15 protein-coding genes are annotated in these 19131 nt (G+C 62.4%); 9 read left to right on the forward strand and 6 right to left on the reverse strand.

The annotated features are described in order from the left end of the window. Window positions 1–51: 51 nt before the first annotated feature. The 4 genes from ileS to R4P64_RS08290 all read left to right on the forward strand — a co-directional run bounded on the left by ileS (window position 52) and on the right by R4P64_RS08290 (window position 5630). The gene (gene ileS / locus R4P64_RS08275) at window positions 52–3216 is read left to right on the forward strand and encodes an isoleucine--tRNA ligase (RefSeq protein ID WP_317820533.1); all 3165 of its coding nucleotides are present in this window, start codon (window positions 52–54) and stop codon (window positions 3214–3216) included. Window positions 3217–3275: 59 nt separating this feature from the next. After that, window positions 3276–3623: a TfoX/Sxy family protein gene (locus R4P64_RS08280; RefSeq protein ID WP_045070295.1), complete on the forward strand. Its 348-nt coding sequence runs from the start codon at window positions 3276–3278 to the stop codon at window positions 3621–3623. 36 nt (window positions 3624–3659) lie between these two features. Continuing rightward, window positions 3660–5012 carry a DNA polymerase IV gene (locus R4P64_RS08285; protein WP_317820210.1) on the forward strand — a complete coding sequence of 451 codons (1353 nt, stop codon included), beginning with the start codon at window positions 3660–3662 and terminating at the stop codon, window positions 5010–5012. Window positions 5013–5144: 132 nt separating this feature from the next. Continuing rightward, on the forward strand, window positions 5145–5630 hold the full coding sequence (locus R4P64_RS08290) for a hypothetical protein (protein WP_317820212.1): 486 nt from the start codon (window positions 5145–5147) through the stop codon (window positions 5628–5630). A 72-nt stretch (window positions 5631–5702) separates the two neighbouring features. On the opposite strand, the gene R4P64_RS08295 is transcribed toward R4P64_RS08290, so the two are convergent. The 6 genes from R4P64_RS08295 to R4P64_RS08320 all read right to left on the reverse strand — a co-directional run bounded on the left by R4P64_RS08295 (window position 5703) and on the right by R4P64_RS08320 (window position 12191). Next, window positions 5703–7094, reverse strand: coding sequence for a glutamate decarboxylase (locus R4P64_RS08295; RefSeq protein ID WP_033230992.1), 1392 nt, complete (start codon window positions 7092–7094; stop codon window positions 5703–5705). Window positions 7095–7213: 119 nt separating this feature from the next. Continuing rightward, window positions 7214–7549 carry a hypothetical protein gene (locus R4P64_RS08300; RefSeq protein ID WP_317820214.1) on the reverse strand — a complete coding sequence of 112 codons (336 nt, stop codon included), beginning with the start codon at window positions 7547–7549 and terminating at the stop codon, window positions 7214–7216. Window positions 7550–7735: 186 nt separating this feature from the next. Then, entirely contained in the window at window positions 7736–9502 is a 1767-nt protein-coding gene (locus tag R4P64_RS08305) for an NAD(P)/FAD-dependent oxidoreductase (protein WP_317820216.1), read from the reverse strand. A 19-nt stretch (window positions 9503–9521) separates the two neighbouring features. Next, window positions 9522–10364, reverse strand: coding sequence for a mycofactocin-coupled SDR family oxidoreductase (locus R4P64_RS08310; protein WP_095886496.1), 843 nt, complete (start codon window positions 10362–10364; stop codon window positions 9522–9524). Between the two features lie 127 nt (window positions 10365–10491). Further along, on the reverse strand, window positions 10492–11262 hold the full coding sequence (locus tag R4P64_RS08315; protein ID WP_317820220.1) for a sensor domain-containing protein: 771 nt from the start codon (window positions 11260–11262) through the stop codon (window positions 10492–10494). Beyond that, window positions 11250–12191 (reverse strand): hypothetical protein, encoded by a 942-nt coding sequence (locus R4P64_RS08320; protein ID WP_051730192.1) that lies wholly within the window; start codon window positions 12189–12191, stop codon window positions 11250–11252. Before R4P64_RS08320 ends, R4P64_RS08315 begins: the two co-directional genes overlap by 13 nt. A gap of 81 nt (window positions 12192–12272) precedes the next feature. On the opposite strand from R4P64_RS08320, the gene lspA reads away from it, so the two are divergent. The 5 genes from lspA to dnaE all read left to right on the forward strand — a co-directional run bounded on the left by lspA (window position 12273) and on the right by dnaE (window position 19082). After that, window positions 12273–12932, forward strand: coding sequence for a signal peptidase II (lspA, locus tag R4P64_RS08325; RefSeq protein WP_411742660.1), 660 nt, complete (start codon window positions 12273–12275; stop codon window positions 12930–12932). Next, window positions 12929–13855 (forward strand): RluA family pseudouridine synthase, encoded by a 927-nt coding sequence (locus R4P64_RS08330; RefSeq protein WP_045070283.1) that lies wholly within the window; start codon window positions 12929–12931, stop codon window positions 13853–13855. The genes lspA and R4P64_RS08330 overlap by 4 nt, the downstream gene beginning before the upstream one ends. Next, window positions 13852–14496, forward strand: coding sequence for a hypothetical protein (locus tag R4P64_RS08335; protein WP_095886495.1), 645 nt, complete (start codon window positions 13852–13854; stop codon window positions 14494–14496). Before R4P64_RS08330 ends, R4P64_RS08335 begins: the two co-directional genes overlap by 4 nt. Next, window positions 14493–15446, forward strand: coding sequence for an EamA family transporter RarD (rarD, locus tag R4P64_RS08340; protein WP_045070278.1), 954 nt, complete (start codon window positions 14493–14495; stop codon window positions 15444–15446). Before R4P64_RS08335 ends, rarD begins: the two co-directional genes overlap by 4 nt. Window positions 15447–15545: 99 nt before the next feature. Beyond that, window positions 15546–19082 (forward strand): DNA polymerase III subunit alpha, encoded by a 3537-nt coding sequence (dnaE, locus tag R4P64_RS08345; RefSeq protein ID WP_033230986.1) that lies wholly within the window; start codon window positions 15546–15548, stop codon window positions 19080–19082. Window positions 19083–19131 lie beyond the last annotated feature (49 nt).

Raw genomic sequence — 19131 nt, forward strand, 5'->3', positions numbered from 1 at the left:
TTTGCCGGATTCACGTGGTGCAAGCGGGGTGGTACCGCGGTACGTACGCAGATGCGCACGTATCGTCCCCGTGCCGAGTCGTACAGGCACGAGGAGATCGCAGTGGCGAATAACGGGTATCCCAAAGTCGATTACGGCGTCCCCGCCGACACCGGAGTCAAATTTCCGGCCCTGGAACAGAAGGTTCTGAAAGAGTGGGCCGACGACGACACGTTCCGGGCATCGGTCGACAATCGTGACGGCAACGAGGAGTTCGTCTTCTACGACGGCCCTCCGTTTGCCAACGGCTTGCCGCACTACGGTCACCTTTTGACGGGGTATGTCAAGGACTTGGTGCCCCGCTTCCAGACAATGCGCGGACGCAAGGTGGAGCGCCGGTTCGGTTGGGATTGCCACGGCCTGCCCGCAGAGCTCGAGGCCGAGAAGCAACTCGGCATCAAGGACAAGTCCGAGATCGACGTCATGGGACTTGCGAAGTTCAACGAGTACTGCAAGGCGTCGGTGCTCAAGTACACCGACGAGTGGCGTGAGTACGTCACCCGGCAGGCTCGCTGGGTCGACTTCGACAACGACTACAAGACCCTGGACCTCGACTTCATGGAGTCGGTCATGTGGGCATTCAAGGAGCTGCACGAGAAGGGCCTGATCTACCAGGGCTTCCGCGTTCTCCCGTACAGCTGGTACGAGCAGACACCGCTGTCCAACCAGGAAACTCGTCTCGACGACGCGTACAAGATGCGTCAGGACCCGGCGGTCACCGTCGAAATGCCGCTGGTGGCGCCCGGCTCACCGCTCGACGGTGCCAATGCCGTCATCTGGACCACAACGCCGTGGACGCTGCCGTCCAACCTCGCTTTGGCTGTTCATCCCGACATCGACTATGTCCAGGTTCTCGGTCAGGACAGCAAGCGCTACGTGCTCGCCGAAGCTCGAGTTGCTCACTACGCCCGTGAGTTGGGGGACGAGCCCGAGGTCGTTTCCCGGCACAAGGGTAGCGACCTGGTCGGCCTGTCGTACACACCGCCGTTCGACTTCTTCGTCGGGCACCCGAACGCCCATGTCGTGTTGTCGGCCGATTACGTCACCACCGACTCGGGTACCGGAATCGTCCACCTCGCACCGGCTTTCGGTGAAGAGGATATGGATGTCGCGACCGCCAACGGCATCGAGGTCGTTCAGCCCCTCGACCCCGGTGGAAAGTTCACGTCGATGGTGCCGCCATACGAGGGTCTGATGGTGTTCGACGCCAACCCCGTCATCATCAAAGATCTCAAGGCTGCCGGAAACCTGTTGCGGCACGAGACGATCGAGCACTCGTACCCGCACAGCTGGCGCAGTGGCCAGCCGCTGATCTACATGGCGGTTCCGTCGTGGTTCGTGGCCGTCACCAAGTTCCGTGACCGCATGGTCGAACTCAACCAGGACATCACCTGGGTTCCCGAGCACATCCGCGACGGTCAGTTCGGCAAGTGGCTCGAAGGCGCTCGCGACTGGAACATCAGCCGAAACCGCTACTGGGGCAGCCCCATTCCGGTGTGGGTCTCCGATGATCCGCAGTACCCGCGTACCGACGTCTACGGTTCCCTGGATCAGTTGGAGGCAGACTTCGGTGTGCGTCCGACCGACCTGCACCGTCCGATGATCGACGATCTGGTGCGTCCGAACCCGGACGACCCGACCGGAAAGTCGATGATGCGTCGAGTTCCCGAGGTTCTGGACTGCTGGTTCGAGTCCGGTTCGATGCCGTACGCCCAGGTGCACTACCCCTTCGAGAACCGCGACTGGTTCGAGAGCCACTACCCGGGTGACTTCATCGTCGAGTACAACGGTCAGACCCGTGGCTGGTTCTACACCCTGCACGTTCTCGCGACGGCTCTGTTCGATCGTCCCGCTTTCAAAACTGTTGCAGCACACGGCATCGTTCTCGGTGACGACGGGCTCAAGATGAGTAAGTCCAAGGGTAACTACCCGGATGTCAAGGAGGTGTTCGACCGCGACGGCAGTGATGCCATGCGCTGGTTCCTCATGTCCTCACCCATCCTGCGCGGTGGCAACCTGGTCGTGACGGAGCAGGGCATCCGCGAAGGTGTGCGTCAGGCTTTGCTTCCGCTGTGGAATGCCTGGAGCTTCCTGCAGCTGTACGCGCCGGAATGTGGTGTGTGGCGCACTGATTCGGAGAACATCCTCGACAAGTACATCCTCGCGAAGCTCGCGGGCACGAGGGACGTCATCACCGATGCCCTCGAGGCAAACGACATCGCGGGAGCCTGCGACGAGCTCCGGTTGTTCTGTGATGCACTCACCAATTGGTATGTGCGACGGTCGCGTTCACGCTTCTGGGACGAAGATCGTGATGCCATCGACACTCTGCACACTGTGCTAGAGGTTGTGACGCGTCTGGCTGCGCCCTTGCTGCCGTTGGTGTCCGAGGTGATCTGGCGTGGATTGACCGGGGAACGCTCGGTACATCTCGCCGATTGGCCGACGGAGTCCGAGTTGCCTGGCGATCCGGAACTCGTTGCCGCCATGGACGACGTGCGCACGGTGTGCTCGACAGTGTTGAGCTTGCGTAAGGCGCAGAACCTGCGTGTCCGTCTGCCGCTGCCCGAGGTTACGGTCGCAGCGCCGGACGCCGAGCGTCTGCGTCCGTTCCTCGGCCTGATCGCCGATGAGGTCAACGTCAAGAAGGTCGACCTGACCGAGGACGTCGACGTTCACGGTCGGTTCGAGATCGCGGTCAACGCGCGTGCTGCAGGTCCGCGTCTGGGTAAGTCTGTTCAGACCGTCATCAAGGCCGTCAAGGCCGGCGACTGGACCGAGAATGCGGACGGTGTAGTGGTTGCCGCCGGCATCGAGCTCTTGCCCGAGGAATACACGCAGAAACTGGTTGCAGCCGAGCCTGATTCGACTGCAGCGCTTCCCAATGGTGCAGGTCTTGTCGTGCTCGATTCCGTCGTGACGGAAGAGCTCGAGGCCGAGGGTTGGGCCAAGGACCGGATCCGCCAATTGCAGGATGCGCGCCGCGCCGCGGGACTCGATGTCTCGGATCGCATCAACGTTGTGCTCGAGGTGCCCGAGGATCGCAAGGACTGGGCCGATCGTCATCGCGACTTGATTGCCGGTGAGGTTCTGGCCACGTCGTTCACGATCGGCGAGGCCGGGGACGGTGCCGTCGATCTCGGCGACGGTATCCGTGCTGCAATCACGAAGGTCTAGTAGCTGACAACTACTCCGGTGCCCCGAAATATGTCGGAGCACCGGAGTAGTTTGCTCTCATGAGCACGAACAAGGACACCGTGGCGCGCATTCTCGAGCAGTTGGAGCCGCTCGATGTCCGTGCGCGGGCTATGTTCGGTGAATACGGCCTGTACTGCGACGAGAAGGTCGTTGGCTTGATCTGCGGTGACGTTCTGTACGTCAAGCCGACCGAGATCAGTGCGGAGTTCGGATCGGACGCAGACCTTGCGCCGCCGTACCCGGGCGCAAAGGAGTATTACCGGGTTCCAGAGGAGCGGTTTCACGACGTGGATCGGCTGCACGCATTCATTCAGCGAACCGCCGACGCGCTTCCACTGCCCAAGAAGAAGCCACCGAAGAAGGCCAAACCGAAGGTCCAGAAGTAATCCATTGCTCGCCGAGATCGAGAACTGTTACCGCCGATGAACCAGGGTGATCCCACACGAAGCCGCCGGTGGGTGCTTCATCTCGATATGGATGCCTTTTTCGCCTCCGCTGAGCAATTGACCCGACCGACGTTGCGCGGACGTCCCGTCATGGTGGGCGGTCTCGGTGGCAGGGGCGTGGTTGCCGGCGCAAGTTACGAGGCTCGCGCCTTCGGTGCTCGGTCCGCCATGCCGATGCATCAGGCAAGGCGCTTGGTGGGCGGCGGGGCAGTGGTCCTACCGCCGCGCATGTCGCTGTATTCGGTACTGAGTAAAGGGGCGTTCGAGGCGTTGCGTCTGCGCATGCCGGTGCTCGAACAGTTGTCGGTGGACGAAGCGTTTGGCGAACCGGCCGAGTTGGCAGGAGCCGGTGCGGACGAGGTGCGGACGTTCTGCGAGGACCTACGGTCCTTGGTACTGGCAGAGACCGGGATGGTTGCGTCCATCGGCGCGGGTGCGGGCAAACAGGTCGCCAAGATTGCGTCGGGGCTGGCGAAGCCGAACGGTGTCGCGGTGGTGCCGCCGGGTCAGCAACACGAACTCCTCGATTCCCTTCCGGTTCGCAAGCTGTGGGGAATCGGCCCGGTGGCTGAGGAGAAGCTCAAACGGTTGGGGATCGTGACTATCGGGGGGTTTGCGCGCACTCCGATATCGGAGGTCGCGTCCATCCTCGGTACGACGGTAGGCCCTGGCTTGCATCGTCTGGCGCAGGGTATCGACGATCGTCCCGTGGCCGAGCGCGCGGACTCCAAGCAGATCAGTGCGGAATCGACGTTCGCGAGCGACATCGTCACGTTGGGGCAGTTGCGTGCGGCGGTGGAGAACAGCGGTGGGGCGGCGTTCTCACGGTTGGAGAAGGACGGCCGCGCGGCGCGCACGGTCGTGCTCAAGCTGAAGAAATCCGACATGAGTGTGCTGACCAGGTCGGTGACGTTGCCATATGCCACCCTCGACCGGGCGATCCTGATTGCCACCGCGCAGAAGCAGGTGATCGATCCGGTGGAATTGGGGCCGATCCGGTTGGTGGGGGTGGGATTTGCCGGGCTCTCCACAGTGCGTCAGGGATCGCTGTTTCCGGAGTTGGATCAGGATGTGCCGGGATATCCGATGGACACTCTCGCGGAGGATCTCGACGAGAGTCCCATTCCTGCGCGGGTTCCGGAACGATACTGGCATCCCGGTCTGGATGTGAGTCATCCCGAATTCGGACATGGTTGGGTGCAGGGTGCCGGTCACGGGGTAGTGACGGTTCGCTTCGAAACCCGTTCAACGGGAACAGGAATCGCCAAAACATTCGCTGAGGACGACGCGTTGCTTCAGGTAGCAGATCCACTCGACAGCCTTCTCTAAGGACACCCTTAGACTTTTTCGGCTTACCGTTGGGTAATGTTGTGGCGGACCGCGGGCGATGCACGTCAGTGCTGACAACGCTCGTTTGTGAAAACCGGAATGGATAGGACTGAGAAGTTGAAGCTTCGTAACATGACCGTCGCAGCCGTCGCGATTGCAGCGGCCCTGACGATGACTGCCTGCAGTTCCGAAGAGGCCGAGCCCGCCCCCAAGACCACAACCTCCGCGAAGGCTACGACCACCACGCCTGAGGTCACGATCGCGCTGCCGACTGCAGCCGAGCTCAACGCCAAGATCGCGACGGCACTCGACGAGAGCGTTCCGTCCTCCGAGAAGGTCAAGTTCGTCGAGGGCGCAGACGCCGATCCCGAGCTGATCAACCAGGTCGCCGCGGCTGCCAAGGCTGCCGGCGCACAGGTCGAGGTTGTCGACCCCGTCACCGATTCGGGCAGCGACACGGCTACCGCACCGCTCGCCATCGTTATCAACGGCCAGCCCCTTGCCGGCGGCATGAACGCTGTCTTCGTGAACCTGGACGGCGAGTGGGCACTGTCCAAGACCACCGCTTGCCAGATCGTCAGCTTCGCTCAGCTGACCACCCCGGCTTGCGCTGCTTGATTTCAGCTAGCTGACAAAGCGGCCGCCGAACCCTCACGGGTTCGGCGGCCGCTTTTGTTTGTTCAGGTTCGCTTAGTGGTGGAATCCCTCGGTGACACGAGGCTTGGGCATCGGGCTGGACAGTTCGTCGAGGAACGCGGTTTCCTCTTCGATGACACCCAACAGGTTGGCAGCCAAGTCCATGCTCAGACCGTTACGCACGACAATGCGTTGCACGGTGAGGTCGGTGAGGTTGTCCGGCATGGGATAGGCCGGCACGAGCCAGCCCTTGGCGCGTAGTCGATCCGACAGGTCGTACAGCGTCCAATTCTCGGTGTGCCCGGCCTTCAGGCGCCACGCGAACACCGGAATATCGCTGCCGTCGTTCCAGAGTTCGAAGGCGTCGAGCTTGCCGATTCCTTCGGCGAGGAATTTCGCGACGTCCTGCGAGGACTGCTGGATGGAACGGTAACCGTCGTGGCCTAGCCGCAAGAACATGTAGAACTGCAAGATCACCTGGGCGCCGGGGCGCGAGAAGTTGAGTGCAAAGGTCGGCATGCTGCCGCCGAGATAACTGACTTTGAACACCAGATCCTCGGGGAGCAGGTCCTCCGAGCGCCACACCACCCAGCCAAGACCTGGGTACACCAGCCCGTATTTGTGCGCCGACGTGTTGATGGAATGAACTCGGGGGAGCCGGAAGTCCCATTCGATTTCCGGTTGGAGGAACGGTGCGATCATGGCGCCGGACGCTCCGTCGACGTGGATCGGGATGTCGAGTCCGGTCTTCTTCTGGATCGCGTCGAGTGCATTGGATATCTCGAGCACGGGTTCGTACATGCCGGTGTAGGTGACACCCATGATTGCGACGACACCGATGGTGTTCTCGTCGACGTACTTCTCGAGATCATGCCCGTCGAGTGTGCGATGTTCTTCGCTGATGGGGACGTATCGCGCTTCGATGTCCCAGTAGTTGCAGAACTTTTCCCAGCACACCTGTACGGCCGAACTCATCACCATGTTCGGGCGGTCCACCGGCTTGCCTGCAGCGCGCCTGGCGTGCTGCCAGCGACGTTTGAGGGCGAGTCCGCCCAGCATGCAGGCTTCCGACGAGCCGATGGTCGACGTACCGATCGCGTCTTTCGGAGACGGTGCGTTCCACAGGTCGGCGAGCATCCGCCAGCAGTACGTTTCGATCGCGGCCGTCTGCGGGTACTCGTCCTTGTCGATCATGTTCTTGTCGAACGACTCTGAATACAAGCGCGTGGCGTGGTCGTCCATCCACGTGCCGACAAACGTCGCGAGATTCAGACGGGCGTTGCCGTCCAGCATCGTTTCGTCGTGGACGATTTGATACGCGGTTTCGGGAAGCATGCCGTCTGGTTCGAGGGTGTATTTCGAGGCAACCGAATCTTCTCCTGGTCTGGAGAAAATGGGATTCGCGGCGACGTAATCGGTATGTTCGGCTCTTCGCGGCTCTGGCATGAACTTCTGCTCCTCACAACGGTATTTCACGGTGGTCGGTGTCCTGATTGTTCGTATCCAGCTACCCCTTACCGTCCATTGCGGGAGGGAAGTTGTCAAAGGGAACTGTGATCAGTCGATCAGGCAGTCTGTGGCCTGAGCCTGCGCGCATCGTAGAACGCCGCGAAGTAACACAGCGTGGTGACAATCAGGAGTAAACCCGCGATGCGGGCGAAGGCGCGGTCGTCGAATGCCAGAATTGCCGCTCCCGACACCCCGAGAGCGAGGACATAGACCAGCTTGGCCACCTGCCAACGGGGAGAGTCGGGACGGATCGCAGAAGGCTTGCCTCGCACGGTGATCCGCCAATCGAAAAGCAAGGGCAGCACCACCGCGACCCAGATGGCCGTACCGAAATCACCTTCGAGAATTCCGGCGACGGCGAGGAATACAGCACTGAGTACGAGAGTGGTCACCACGAGCACCTGCAGTTGTGATTGTGCAGTCACAGGAACCGTCATGCCTGTGTATACCCAGAGAAGGCGGCTGTATGCGGTTAGCGCGCAGCCGTTCTCAGGCCGGGCAGAGTTGGGGTGGTTTCCGCCTCGAACGGCGTCCCCGCGGGGACGCCGTTCGACATCTGGCCGGGCGACATCTGATCGTCAGGTCAGCGTTGGTAATTCGACGCCCGTCAGGTCGGCCATGATCTGCAGCGCGAGGTACTTGCTGTAGTTACGCACCAGCATGAAGTTCCCACCGTGGATCCAGAACCGGTCGTGCCCGGACGCCCGCCACACCGACTGAAGCTCGCCCTCGTCGTCCAGATCCCAGACCGGACCGCAGGCGTCGGCGACGGCATCACCGAGGACGCGTCGTGCGGTGTCGAGAATGCCACGGAACCCGGTGGCGCACACGATCGTGTCGGCCGGGACGTGGGTGCCGTCCGACATGATCAGCCCGTCCGGGACGAGTCGCTCGACGGTCGGACCCGATACCAATGCGATGCTGCCGTCAGCGATAAGCGGGGAGGCGCCGACGTCGATGTAGTAACCGCCGTTGCGGGTCAGGAACAGCATCATCACTCCGGTGCCGTCCACTCCGTCGGCGAGCGCGAATCCCTTGGCAGCGAGAGCGTCGAGCAGCTCGCGGTCGTCCTCGGCCATTGCGGCGGAACCGTACTTCAGAGCTGCAAGAAATTGTGGATCGAGGCGTGCCGACGACGCGTCGAGCAGATCTGCCACGTCCGTGGAGGTGTGTTCGCCGTAGCGCATCCGGCCTCGATCAGACAGGGTATGCCCGCTCACCACGTGGGTGGGCCCACGCTGGATCAGTGTCACTTGCGCACCCGATTCGTAGAGATCCTGCGCGATGTCGTGGCCGCTGTTGCCGGTTCCGATCACCACGGTGCGGGTTCCCTTGCGTGCCGGTTCGGTGCGATACCGGCTCGAATGCAGCAGTTCGCCGGCAAAATCCTCGGCGCCCGCAAATTCTGGAAGGACAGGTTCGGTACCGCTGAGACCTGTCGCGAGAACCACGTGGTGCGGACGAAGTGTGCGCCGTGTGCCGTTACGATCGACGACGACGGTCCAGCGCCGCTCGCCTGGATCGAATGTGGATTCCACAATCTCCGACCGCGTCCACACGTTCAGATCCATCGCACGTGAATATATTTCGAGCCAGTCGCCCATCTTGTCCTTGGGCGTGAAAACCGGCCAGGACGATGGGAATGGCATGAGCGGAAGATGATTCGACCAGACTGCGTCGTGTAGCACCAGTGAGTCGTAGCGCCCGCGCCAGTTGTCGCCGACGCGATCGCCGCGGTCGACCAGAAGCGTCCTGACTCCGAGCACGCCGAGTTGAGCGGCCAATGCCAGGCCCGAGTGGCCGGCACCGATTACGAGAACATCCGGATCGGCGTCGTGGCACTCGACTTCGCGGCTACGCCGTGCCGACCAGTACTCCGGATGATCTCCCGTGCCGTCCGGTCGATGCTCGCCGGTGGTCGGTTCGTGGCCTGCCAGGGTATCCAGTGCGGTGAGGAGATTCCGGGCCCGCCAGGTGCCGTCGTCGAGGATCAGCCTGGCAACACCCCGCACGTGGCCGAGGTCGCTGTCGAACCGGAACAGTAATTGGATCGTGGATCCGGACAGTGTCGGAACCAATGCTGGTGCGGCAACCGGGTCGAGGTGTTCGCCGTGCACGCGTTGCTCCAACGCGGACGCGATGACGGCATCGATCGGTGCGCTGCCGTTGAGACTGCGTAGGTCACCGGAGAAGGCGAGCAGATCGCGCCACCACACGTCGGGATGTAGAACCATCTCAGCACCCACTCCGGAGCGGAGGAGGTCGGCAAAATCGGAGAGCCACTGTTCTGCCGTCGCCGCAACTGCGACTGTGTCGAGGTCGGCGGAGTCCAATTGTGTTGTCATATCCACACTTTCCGTGAAATCAGCGGGTGGTGAAGCCGGCGTCGACCTTCAGTTCGGTGCCAGTGACGTAGCGCGCCTCGTCAGAAGCCAGGAACAGGACCGCATTGGAGACGTCGATCGGATCGGCCCAGGGAACAGGCAAGGCGTTGGTTCCCGTGAAGAGCGGTGCCACCTGTTCCTTGGTCGGGTTCCGGGTGCCGGGCAGGAAGAGGTTGAAGCAGCGATCGTTCATGATCATGTCGGTATCGGTTGCGCCCGGGTGGACGGTGTTCGCCCGGATGCCGTGTTCGCCGAGTTCGCTGACGAGCGTTCGCATCAGGCCGACGACCGCATGCTTGCTGGCGGCGTAGGCGCCGGCGTTGCGTGTGCCTTTGATTCCGGCTGTCGAGCTGGTGATGACGATCGACCCTCCGTCGCCCTGCTCGATCAGGTGCGGTACTGCGGCTTTGCAGGTGTGCCACACGCCCTTGAGGTTGACGTCGAGTACGTCGTCCCACTCGTCTTCGGTAATCCGGTGTGCCGGTTCGCCACTGATGAAGATCCCGGCGTTTGCGACCACGATGTCGACGCGGCCGAGTTCCGCGACTCCGCGGTCGAGAAGCGTGCGCACCGAGTCGAAGTCGCGTACGTCGGCAATCCCGGCGTGGATGCGACGGCCGATCTTCTCGACTCCCCGAACTGTTTCGGCGAGGTCGTCCGGCGTGGCGGGAGGGTAGAACCGAGTGACCGTATCGATGCCGTCTGCGAGATCGAGGGCGATGATGTCGGCGCCTTCTTCGGCGAGCCGGAGCGCGTGACTGCGTCCCTGGCCTCGCGCTGCGCCGGTGATGAAGGCAACTTTTCCAGCTAGCCGTCCGGGCATCCTGCTCCTTCTGTCCGACGTCGTTGTCGTCCGGAAGGTAACGAGGATCACAGAAGCGTCAGCGCGGCACTCCCATTCAGTAGGACGGAGTCTGGGGGGCTCGCGAGAGTGTCTCCGGCTGAAGTGATTACGAGGACGGAGTGTGTAGACGCTCCACAGCCGTGCTGGCCATCGATCCCAGAACCTCGGGCGCTATGGGCGTCGGCGCGGTGGCGGAGAGTTGAGTCAGGTTGGGCCCCACTGCCGCGACGACTACATCGGCGACAAGTGTGAAACCTTCACTTGCCGTCGTGATTCGGTAGGAGAACGACGCGTCGCCGACGGGCGGCTGATGCCCCGCGCCGACCTGATAGGTGATGTTGATGCCGTCGGCGTCGGTACCCGAGAATTCGCTGCATCCGGCAACCGTGGCCTGCATACTCTCGAATGCTGCTGTGGCCGCGGCGCCGTCGGCGTACGAGGCGCTGTCCTGATCGATGCTCGTGAAATCGGGTCCGGTGAACATCTTCGAGATCGAGGCGACTGAACCCGGAACCTGGGTGGCGATCGGTGCGAGCACGCCGGCACAAGCGGCGGGGTTGGTGCTGGACTTGTCGGATTCCGATGTGGCGGGTGCGGGAGCGAGGCCCAGATCCTCGACCGGATCCGGCACGATGTCGAAGTCGGCTGGGAGGTCGCTGAGCGTGAGGACGGTCTGCGTCAGCGCCGCTTTGTCCAGGGGAGTGCCGGTGAGGGCGGTCGGGGCAGGTGCAGAGCTGAACGGAGCGAGGGCAACATCGGGTACCGGCGAGGCATCCGACGCTGTGGGAGAAGATGTTTCAGAACCGCATCCGCCGACGAGGAGAACGGTCACCACGCTGAGCCCGGCGACAGCGCGACGCGACATCACGATGTCCACCGAATGTTGTTGGTAATGCTCTGTCGGATGACCGATGTGCCGTCCGGGTCGCTGTAAGCCTGGTCGCCGCCGACCGAAAGTTCGCCGCTGACGGGGAGCGGCAGATTCAGGTCGACGATCATGGTTCCCGACCCGGCCATGACGTACTGATCGATGTCGAGAGTGCCCGCCCCGCCCGCGAGATTCCAGATGTTGCTCTGCGGAGTCTGTGACAGTTCTACGGCGAGGGTGAGACGGTCGCCGTCACGCGCAGTCACGGTGACGGTGGTTGTCTGATCGAGTTGGATCTCGCTACTGACGTCTTGCTTCACCGTCCACCGGGCACCGACTCCGACGGGCTCTGTCGGTAGTGCAACTGCGCGATATACCGCTTGGCCGAAGGCCTGTTCGATTGCCGCGCGGGCCGCATTTGCCGACCCGGCCGACGGGCGTAACCGCAGCGCCGTGACAGCACCGGATTCTGTGAAGGTCAACCCGGCTCCTGACCCTTCGGCGCCACCGAGTGCGGCTTGGAGCGTCTCGTCCGGCGTTGTCATACCCGACAGGGTGAGATCAACCACGGTTGTCGGATTCTGGGGAGTGGCGGCCGTCGCCACGACGGCATTGAGCGGAATGGTCACTTCAGGCGAGGAAATGTCCTGAACCGGCTGCTGGTCGATCTGCTGGCGCACATCGGTCGACGTCACCAGGGTTGTTGCCTGAGTGGTTCCGGCCGGCAGATTCATCCGCAGGCTCTGCCTGGGCTCACTTCCGGCATCGAGTACCTCGACGGTCGCAGCGGTGACTGGGACGGTGAACTCGGCTGGAGTCGCCGAAGGCGTATCAGGCGACTGCTCGGCGTCGCCGCACGAGGTGAGAACGGTGACGAGAGCAAGGGCGGCGGCGAACACATACGGAACGCGCCGGCCGGAGATAGACAACTGTGGCACGCGCTCCAGGCTAACCGCTTCGCCGGAGTGCCCGGTCGGGTCGGGGAGCGCGTGCGTGCAGAGCAGCAGACATAGGGGATGATGGTGGGCGTGAGTACAGACCACCCAGACCGAGATCTCAGCGCGGAGGATCAGCCGATTACCGATTTGTCGAAGTCCGCATCACCGACACGGCCAAAACGGTTGGCGATGCTGATCGCCATCGCGGCAGTCATCCTGATCGCGGACGTCTTGACCAAGATCTGGGCTGTTGCGGCGATCACGCCCGGCAAGCCGATCGAAATCATCGGCGACGTCGTCACTTTCACGTTGGTCCGCAATCCCGGAGCCGCATTCTCGATGGCAACGTCGATGACGTGGATCCTCACGTTGGTTGCAATTGGCGTCGTGATCGGAGTGATCAAGATCGGTCGCACTCTGCGGTCACCCTGGTGGGCGCTGGGTCTGGGTCTGGTGCTCGGCGGCGCACTCGGCAACCTCATCGACCGATTGTTCCGCGCCCCGGGTTTCATGCGCGGACACGTCGTCGACTTCATGTCCATCGGCTGGTGGCCTGTGTTCAACATCGCTGATTCTGCGATCGTGTGCGGTGCAATCCTGTTGGTCGTCTTGACCCTGTTCGGGTTCGAACCCAACGGCGAGCGCCTGCGCAGTGACAAGGACACGGGCGAGGACCCGGGCAGTGGCAAGGACACGGGCGAGGGCCCGGGCAGTGACAAGGTCACGGGGGAGAGCAAATGAGGGAATCGCGTTCGATGCCGGTACCGGACGGACTCGACGCGATGCGTGTCGACGCCGGATTGGCACGACTACTCGGTCTCTCTCGAACCGTCTCGGCCACCCTTGCAGAAGAAGGTTCGGTACTGCTCGACGGTGTAGCTGTCGGGAAGTCCGATCGGTTGACCGCGGGTTCGTGGCTCGAGGTTGTCCTGCCCGAGCCGCCGCGTCCGCTGACCGTGGAAGCTACTCCGGTCGAGGGCATGGAAATTCTCTACGCGGACGACGACGTTGTTGCCGTGGACAAGCCGGTCGGCGTTGCCGCGCACGCGAGTGTGGGGTGGACGGGTCCGACGGTCATCGGCGGCCTGGCCGCTGCAGGTTTCCGGATTTCGACGTCGGGCGCGCACGAGCGTCAAGGCATCGTTCACAGACTGGATGTCGGCACGTCCGGTGTCATGGTCGTTGCGACTTCCGAGCGGGCGTACACCGTACTCAAGCGGGCCTTCAAGCAGCGCACTATCGACAAGAGGTACCACGCGCTGGTCCAGGGGCACCCGGACCCGAGTAGCGGAACGATCGACGCTCCGATCGGGCGGCACCACGGGAACGACTGGCGTTTTGCCGTGACCGCCGACGGTAAGGCAAGCGTCACGCATTACGACACCATCGAGGCATTTCAGGCGGCAAGTCTGTTGGATGTGCACCTCGAAACGGGGCGGACACACCAGATTCGGGTGCATTTCTCCGCGCTGCGCCACCCGTGCTGTGGCGACTTGACGTACGGAGCGGACCCCCGCCTCGCCGAGCGGTTGGGACTCGAGCGGCAGTGGCTTCATGCAGTGTCACTCGGGTTTGCACACCCGGCGGACGGGCGCTGGGTCGAGATCAAGAGCAAGTACCCGAAAGACCTCGAACATGCGCTAGAGGTTCTTCGATCCGCATGAGCGCGCGAGCAGTCGGTTCCGCGCTGGCGGGAATCGCAGTTGTTGCGCTCGTCGTTGGAGCCGGCCTGCTGAATCCGGTTCCCACCCCGCCGGTGGGAACCGATTCGCTCGGCCCGGACAGTGGTGAACTGGTATCCGATTATCTCGACCGTGCGCGAGAATCACTCGACGCGGTCGAGGGCTCGGCGTGGGCCCTCGCATCGTTTGCCGCTCCGATGACTGCCGACGACGTTATCGCGGCCACCCCGGGAGTTCGGGTGTCCGAGGTGTTGTTCCGAGTGCCGTTGGATCGGGTTCAGACTCCGATGGTCGCGATTGCAGTACCGGACAACAACGACGCGATTCGACGGGCACCTGGAGCTGCGGCGACGCGACTCGCCGCCATGACGGGGGTCGACGAACGGCAGAAACGCGTCGCGGAAGTGTCGAGTCGGCTGTTGTCGCAGGGGTGCGCGTGTGCGATCGGCGCGGTAGTGCACGGCACTGCGCAGGAACTTGCGACATTGGCAGGTACTCCATCGATCCGAGCGCTCGAAGCCTTGCCGGAAGACGGCACTCCGTGGCGCGCAGCGGTTCGGCCGCTGCTGCCGGAGTATGTGGACGTGGTTCGGGTGGGACCGGATGACGGACCAGTTCCATGAGCACCGATGACGGGCGCGAGATCACGCTGTCGAAAGTGACCAGGTCCGGTTCGAGTTCGGGCATCGCGTTCGGTGCCGGCGCCTTCCTGATCTGGGGCGCATTCCCCGCGTTCTTCGGTTTGCTCGATTTTGCCGACCCGCTCGAAATTCTTGCTCATCGAGTGGTGTGGACACTCGTGCTGATGCTGATCGTGTTGGCGGTTCTCGGTCGACTTGCCTCGCTTCGCGGCATCAGCGGGCGTACGTGGTTGCTGGTGACGGCAGCCTCGGCGGCAATCGCTGTCAACTGGGGAACCTACATCTACGCGGTAGCGTCGGGGCGAGTGGTGGAAGCCGCGCTCGGATATTTCATCAACCCGTTGGTGACTGTCCTGCTCGGTGTGGTGATCTTCCGAGAGCGGCTTCGACGCGCTCAGATCGTGGCGCTGGCGCTGGCTGCAACAGCGGTGGTGGTGATCACCATCGATTACGGCAAACCGCCGATCGTGGCACTCGTCCTGGCGGGGTCGTTTGCAACGTACGGACTGATCAAGAAGGTGGTTCCGCTCGACCCACGAACCAGCTTGACGGCTGAGGGCGTCGTTGCCGCTCCGTTCGCGGTGGGATATCTCGTATTTCTCGGTCTGACCGGCGCCGGTGCTTTTGTCTCCGGCGGTACCGGCCAAAGCCTGCTCCTCATGGCGGCCGGCCCCGTGACGGCGTTGCCGCTGTTGCTGTTCGGTGTTGCCGCGCAGCGAGTGAAACTCTCCACAATGGGCATGTTGCAGTACCTGACACCGGCGCTGCAGATGTTGTGGGGCGTCGCGGTGATGCGTGAGGACATGCCCGCGTCGCGGTGGATCGGGTTTGCCTTGATCTGGCTGGCACTGGTGATCTTCACGACAGACATCGTCCGCGCTAATCGGCGTTCGCAGGGGTCGACGTCGTCCAAGCAGGAGCCGGTCACGTAACTATCGTCGCGCCGCCTGCCGGTCACATCGATCGGCCGCCGACTCTGTCGGTAGCGGGGCATACACTCGACCAAGCTCCCAGACATCAGAGAGGCGCACGTGGCTGACTCGTTCGTTCATCTTCACAATCACACCGAGTACTCGATGCTCGACGGCGCGGCCAAGGTCGGCGCCATGTTCGAGGAGGCCACTCGGCTCGGCATGACCGCCGTCGGTATGACCGACCACGGAAACATGTACGGCGCCAGCCAGTTCTACAACGAAGCGGTCAAGGCCGGGATCAAGCCGATTATCGGTATCGAGGCGTATATCGCGCCGGAATCCCGGTTCAACACCAAGCGTGTGTTGTGGGGCGATCGCAGCCAGAAGTCCGACGACGTCTCCGGTAGCGGCGCGTATACGCACATGACGATGGTCGCGGAAAATGCGACAGGCCTACGTAACCTCTTCAAACTGTCTTCGCTTGCGTCCATCGAGGGCCAGTTGGGCAAGTGGCCCCGTATGGACGAGGAGCTCATCGCCTCGCATGCCGAGGGCATCATTGCCACCACGGGTTGCCCGTCCGGTGAGATCCAGACGCGCCTGCGACTGGGGCATGATCGTGAAGCTCTCGAAGCGGCAGCGAAGTGGCAGGAAATCTGGGGCCCTGACAATTTCTTCCTCGAGGTGATGGACCACGGTCTCTCGATCGAGCGTCGGGTGCGTGAGGGTTTGCTCAATATCGGTCAGCAGCTCGGCATTCCGCCGCTCGCGACCAACGACTGCCACTACGTCACCAAGGACGCAGCCGAGAACCACGAGGCGCTGCTGTGCATCCAGACCGGTAAGACGCTCTCGGATCCCACGCGCTTCAAGTTCGACGGCGACGGTTACTACCTCAAGTCCGCGGCCGAGATGCGGGCTATCTGGGACAGCGAAGTTCCCGGAGCCTGCGACAACACCGTGACAATCGGTGAGCGCGTCCAGTCGTACGAGGACGTGTGGAAGTTCCACGACCGGATGCCGATCTTCCCGGTACCCGAAGGACATACGCAGCAGACGTTCCTGCGCGCCGAGGTCATGCGCGGCTTGGATCGACGTTTCCCCAGCGGCCCGCCCGAGGAGTACCTCGCGCGTGCCGACTACGAGATCGGCGTCATCAACGAGATGGGCTTCCCGGCCTACTTCCTGGTGGTCGGTGACCTCATCAACCACGCAAAAGAAGTGGGCATCCACGTCGGACCCGGTCGTGGATCCGCTGCAGGTTCGTTGGTGGCGTACGCGATGGGTATCACCAACATCGACCCGCTTCCGTACGGTCTGCTGTTCGAGCGATTCCTCAACCCCGAGCGCGTGTCGATGCCTGATATCGATATCGACTTCGACGATCGCCGTCGCGGCGAGATGGTGCGTTACGCCACCGAGAAGTGGGGCGATGACCGCGTCGCGCAGGTCATCACGTTCGGAACCATCAAGACCAAGGCTGCCATCAAGGACTCCGCTCGCGTGCAGTTCGGTAAGCCCGGTTTTGCTATTGCCGATCAGATCACCAAGGCATTGCCGCCGCCGATCATGGCCAAGGACATCTCGGTATCCGGTATCACCGATCCCAAGCACGAGCGGTACAAGGAAGCTGCCGAGGTTCGCTCACTCATCGACTCCAGCCCGGACGTCGCGAAGATCTACAAGACCGCAGTCGGTCTGGAAGGTCTGATCCGCAACGCGGGTGTCCACGCCTGTGCCGTGATCATGTCGTCCGAGCCGTTGATGGATGCGATTCCGGTGTGGAAGCGCGCGCAGGACGGTGCGATCATCACGGGCTGGGATTACCCGTCGTGTGAGGCCATCGGTCTACTCAAGATGGACTTCCTTGGTCTGCGAAACCTCACCGTCATCGGTGACACACTCGAGAACATCAAGGCCAACCGCGGTATCGACATCGACCTCGACACGTTGCCGATGGACGACCCGGCTACGTACGAACTCCTGGCGCGCGGCGACACTCTCGGCGTGTTCCAGCTCGACGGTGGCGGTATGCGTGAGCTTCTGAAACTGATGCAGCCCACCGGTTTCGGCGACATCGTGGCCGCACTGGCACTGTACCGGCCGGGTCCGATGGGTGTGGACGCCCACATCTCGTACGCCAAGCGAAAGAACGCGCTCGAAGAAGTCAGCCCCATTCACCCCGAACTGGAAGAACCGCTCGCGGAGATCCTCTCGGAGACGTACGGCCTGATCATCTACCAGGAGCAGATCATGCAACTGGCGCAGAAGGTGGCCGGGTACACCCTGGGGCAGGCCGACTTGCTGCGCCGCGCCATGGGTAAGAAGAAGCTGTCCGAACTCGAGAAGGCATACGCCGGTTTCCGTCAGGGCATGTTGGACAACAACTTCAGCGAAGCCGCCATCAAGGCACTTTGGGATACCGTTCTCCCGTTCGCCGGCTACGCGTTCAACAAGTCGCACTCCGCCGGCTATGGGCTCGTCTCGTTCTGGACCGCGTACCTCAAGGCGAACTATCCGGCCGAGTACATGGCCGGTCTACTCACCTCGGTCGGCGACGACAAGGACAAGTCCGCTGTCTATCTCGCCGACTGCCGCAAGATGGGCATCACGGTGCTGCCGCCTGACGTCAACGAGTCGCGCGTCGACTTCGCGACGGTGGGGGAGGACATCCGCTTCGGTATGGGGTCCGTCCGCAACGTGGGCGCAAATGTCGTGGCATCCATCATCAAAGCGCGCACGGAGAAGGGTAAGTTCACCGACTTCTCCGACTATCTCGGCAAGATCGACGCGATGGCGTGCAACAAGAAGGTCACTGAATCCCTCATCAAGGCAGGCGGATTCGACTCTCTCGAACATCCGCGTAAGGGCTTGATGTTGGTGCACGCCGACGCTATCGATGCCGTCATGAGCACCAAGAAGGCGGAGGCCATCGGCCAGTTCGACCTGTTCGGCGGGTCCGAAGTGGACGAGTCCATCGCGTCGGTGTTCGACGTTCGCATTCCCGAAGAGGAATGGGAAACCAAACATCGCCTTGCGCTCGAACGAGAGATGTTGGGGCTGTACGTTTCCGGGCACCCGCTCAACGGCGTCGAACATATCCTCAAGCAGCAGTCCGATACCTCGATTGCCGCAATCCTCGACGGTGGTGTCCAAGACGGTGCGCAGGTCACATTGGGCGGCATCATTGCGTCGGTCGATCGCCGAGTGAACAAGAACGGTCTCACCTGGTGCATCGTGCAACTCGAGGATCTGGTCGGCGGTATCGAGGTGCTGTTCTTCCCTCAGGCGTACGCCGTGTACGGCATGGACATCGCCGAGGATGCGATCGTTCTGGTGAAGGCACGCGTGTCTATTCGGGATGACCGTATGTCGTTGATCGGCAACGATCTTGCGGTGCCGGATCTTTCGGCTATCGGTGTGGCACGACCGCTCTCGGTGTCGTTGCCGCTACGTCAGTGCACCAAGGACAAGCTGGGCGCGCTCAAGCAGATCCTGACCCGCCACCCGGGCACGTCGGACGTGCATGTCCGTTTGATCGGAAGCAACGAGATCACGATGTGGAAGGTCGACGACGTTCTGCGGGTAGAGCCGTCGTCAGCTCTGATGGGCGATCTCAAGGCGCTCCTCGGGCCTGGCTGCCTGGCGGTTTAGGGCCTCATACAACAAACGTCTCGTTCACCTGGGAAGCCAAGTGAACGAG

Source organism: Rhodococcus sp. IEGM 1366 (assembly GCF_033142425.1).
In the GTDB taxonomy this organism is placed as follows: Bacteria; Actinomycetota; Actinomycetes; order Mycobacteriales; family Mycobacteriaceae; genus Rhodococcus_F; species Rhodococcus_F globerula.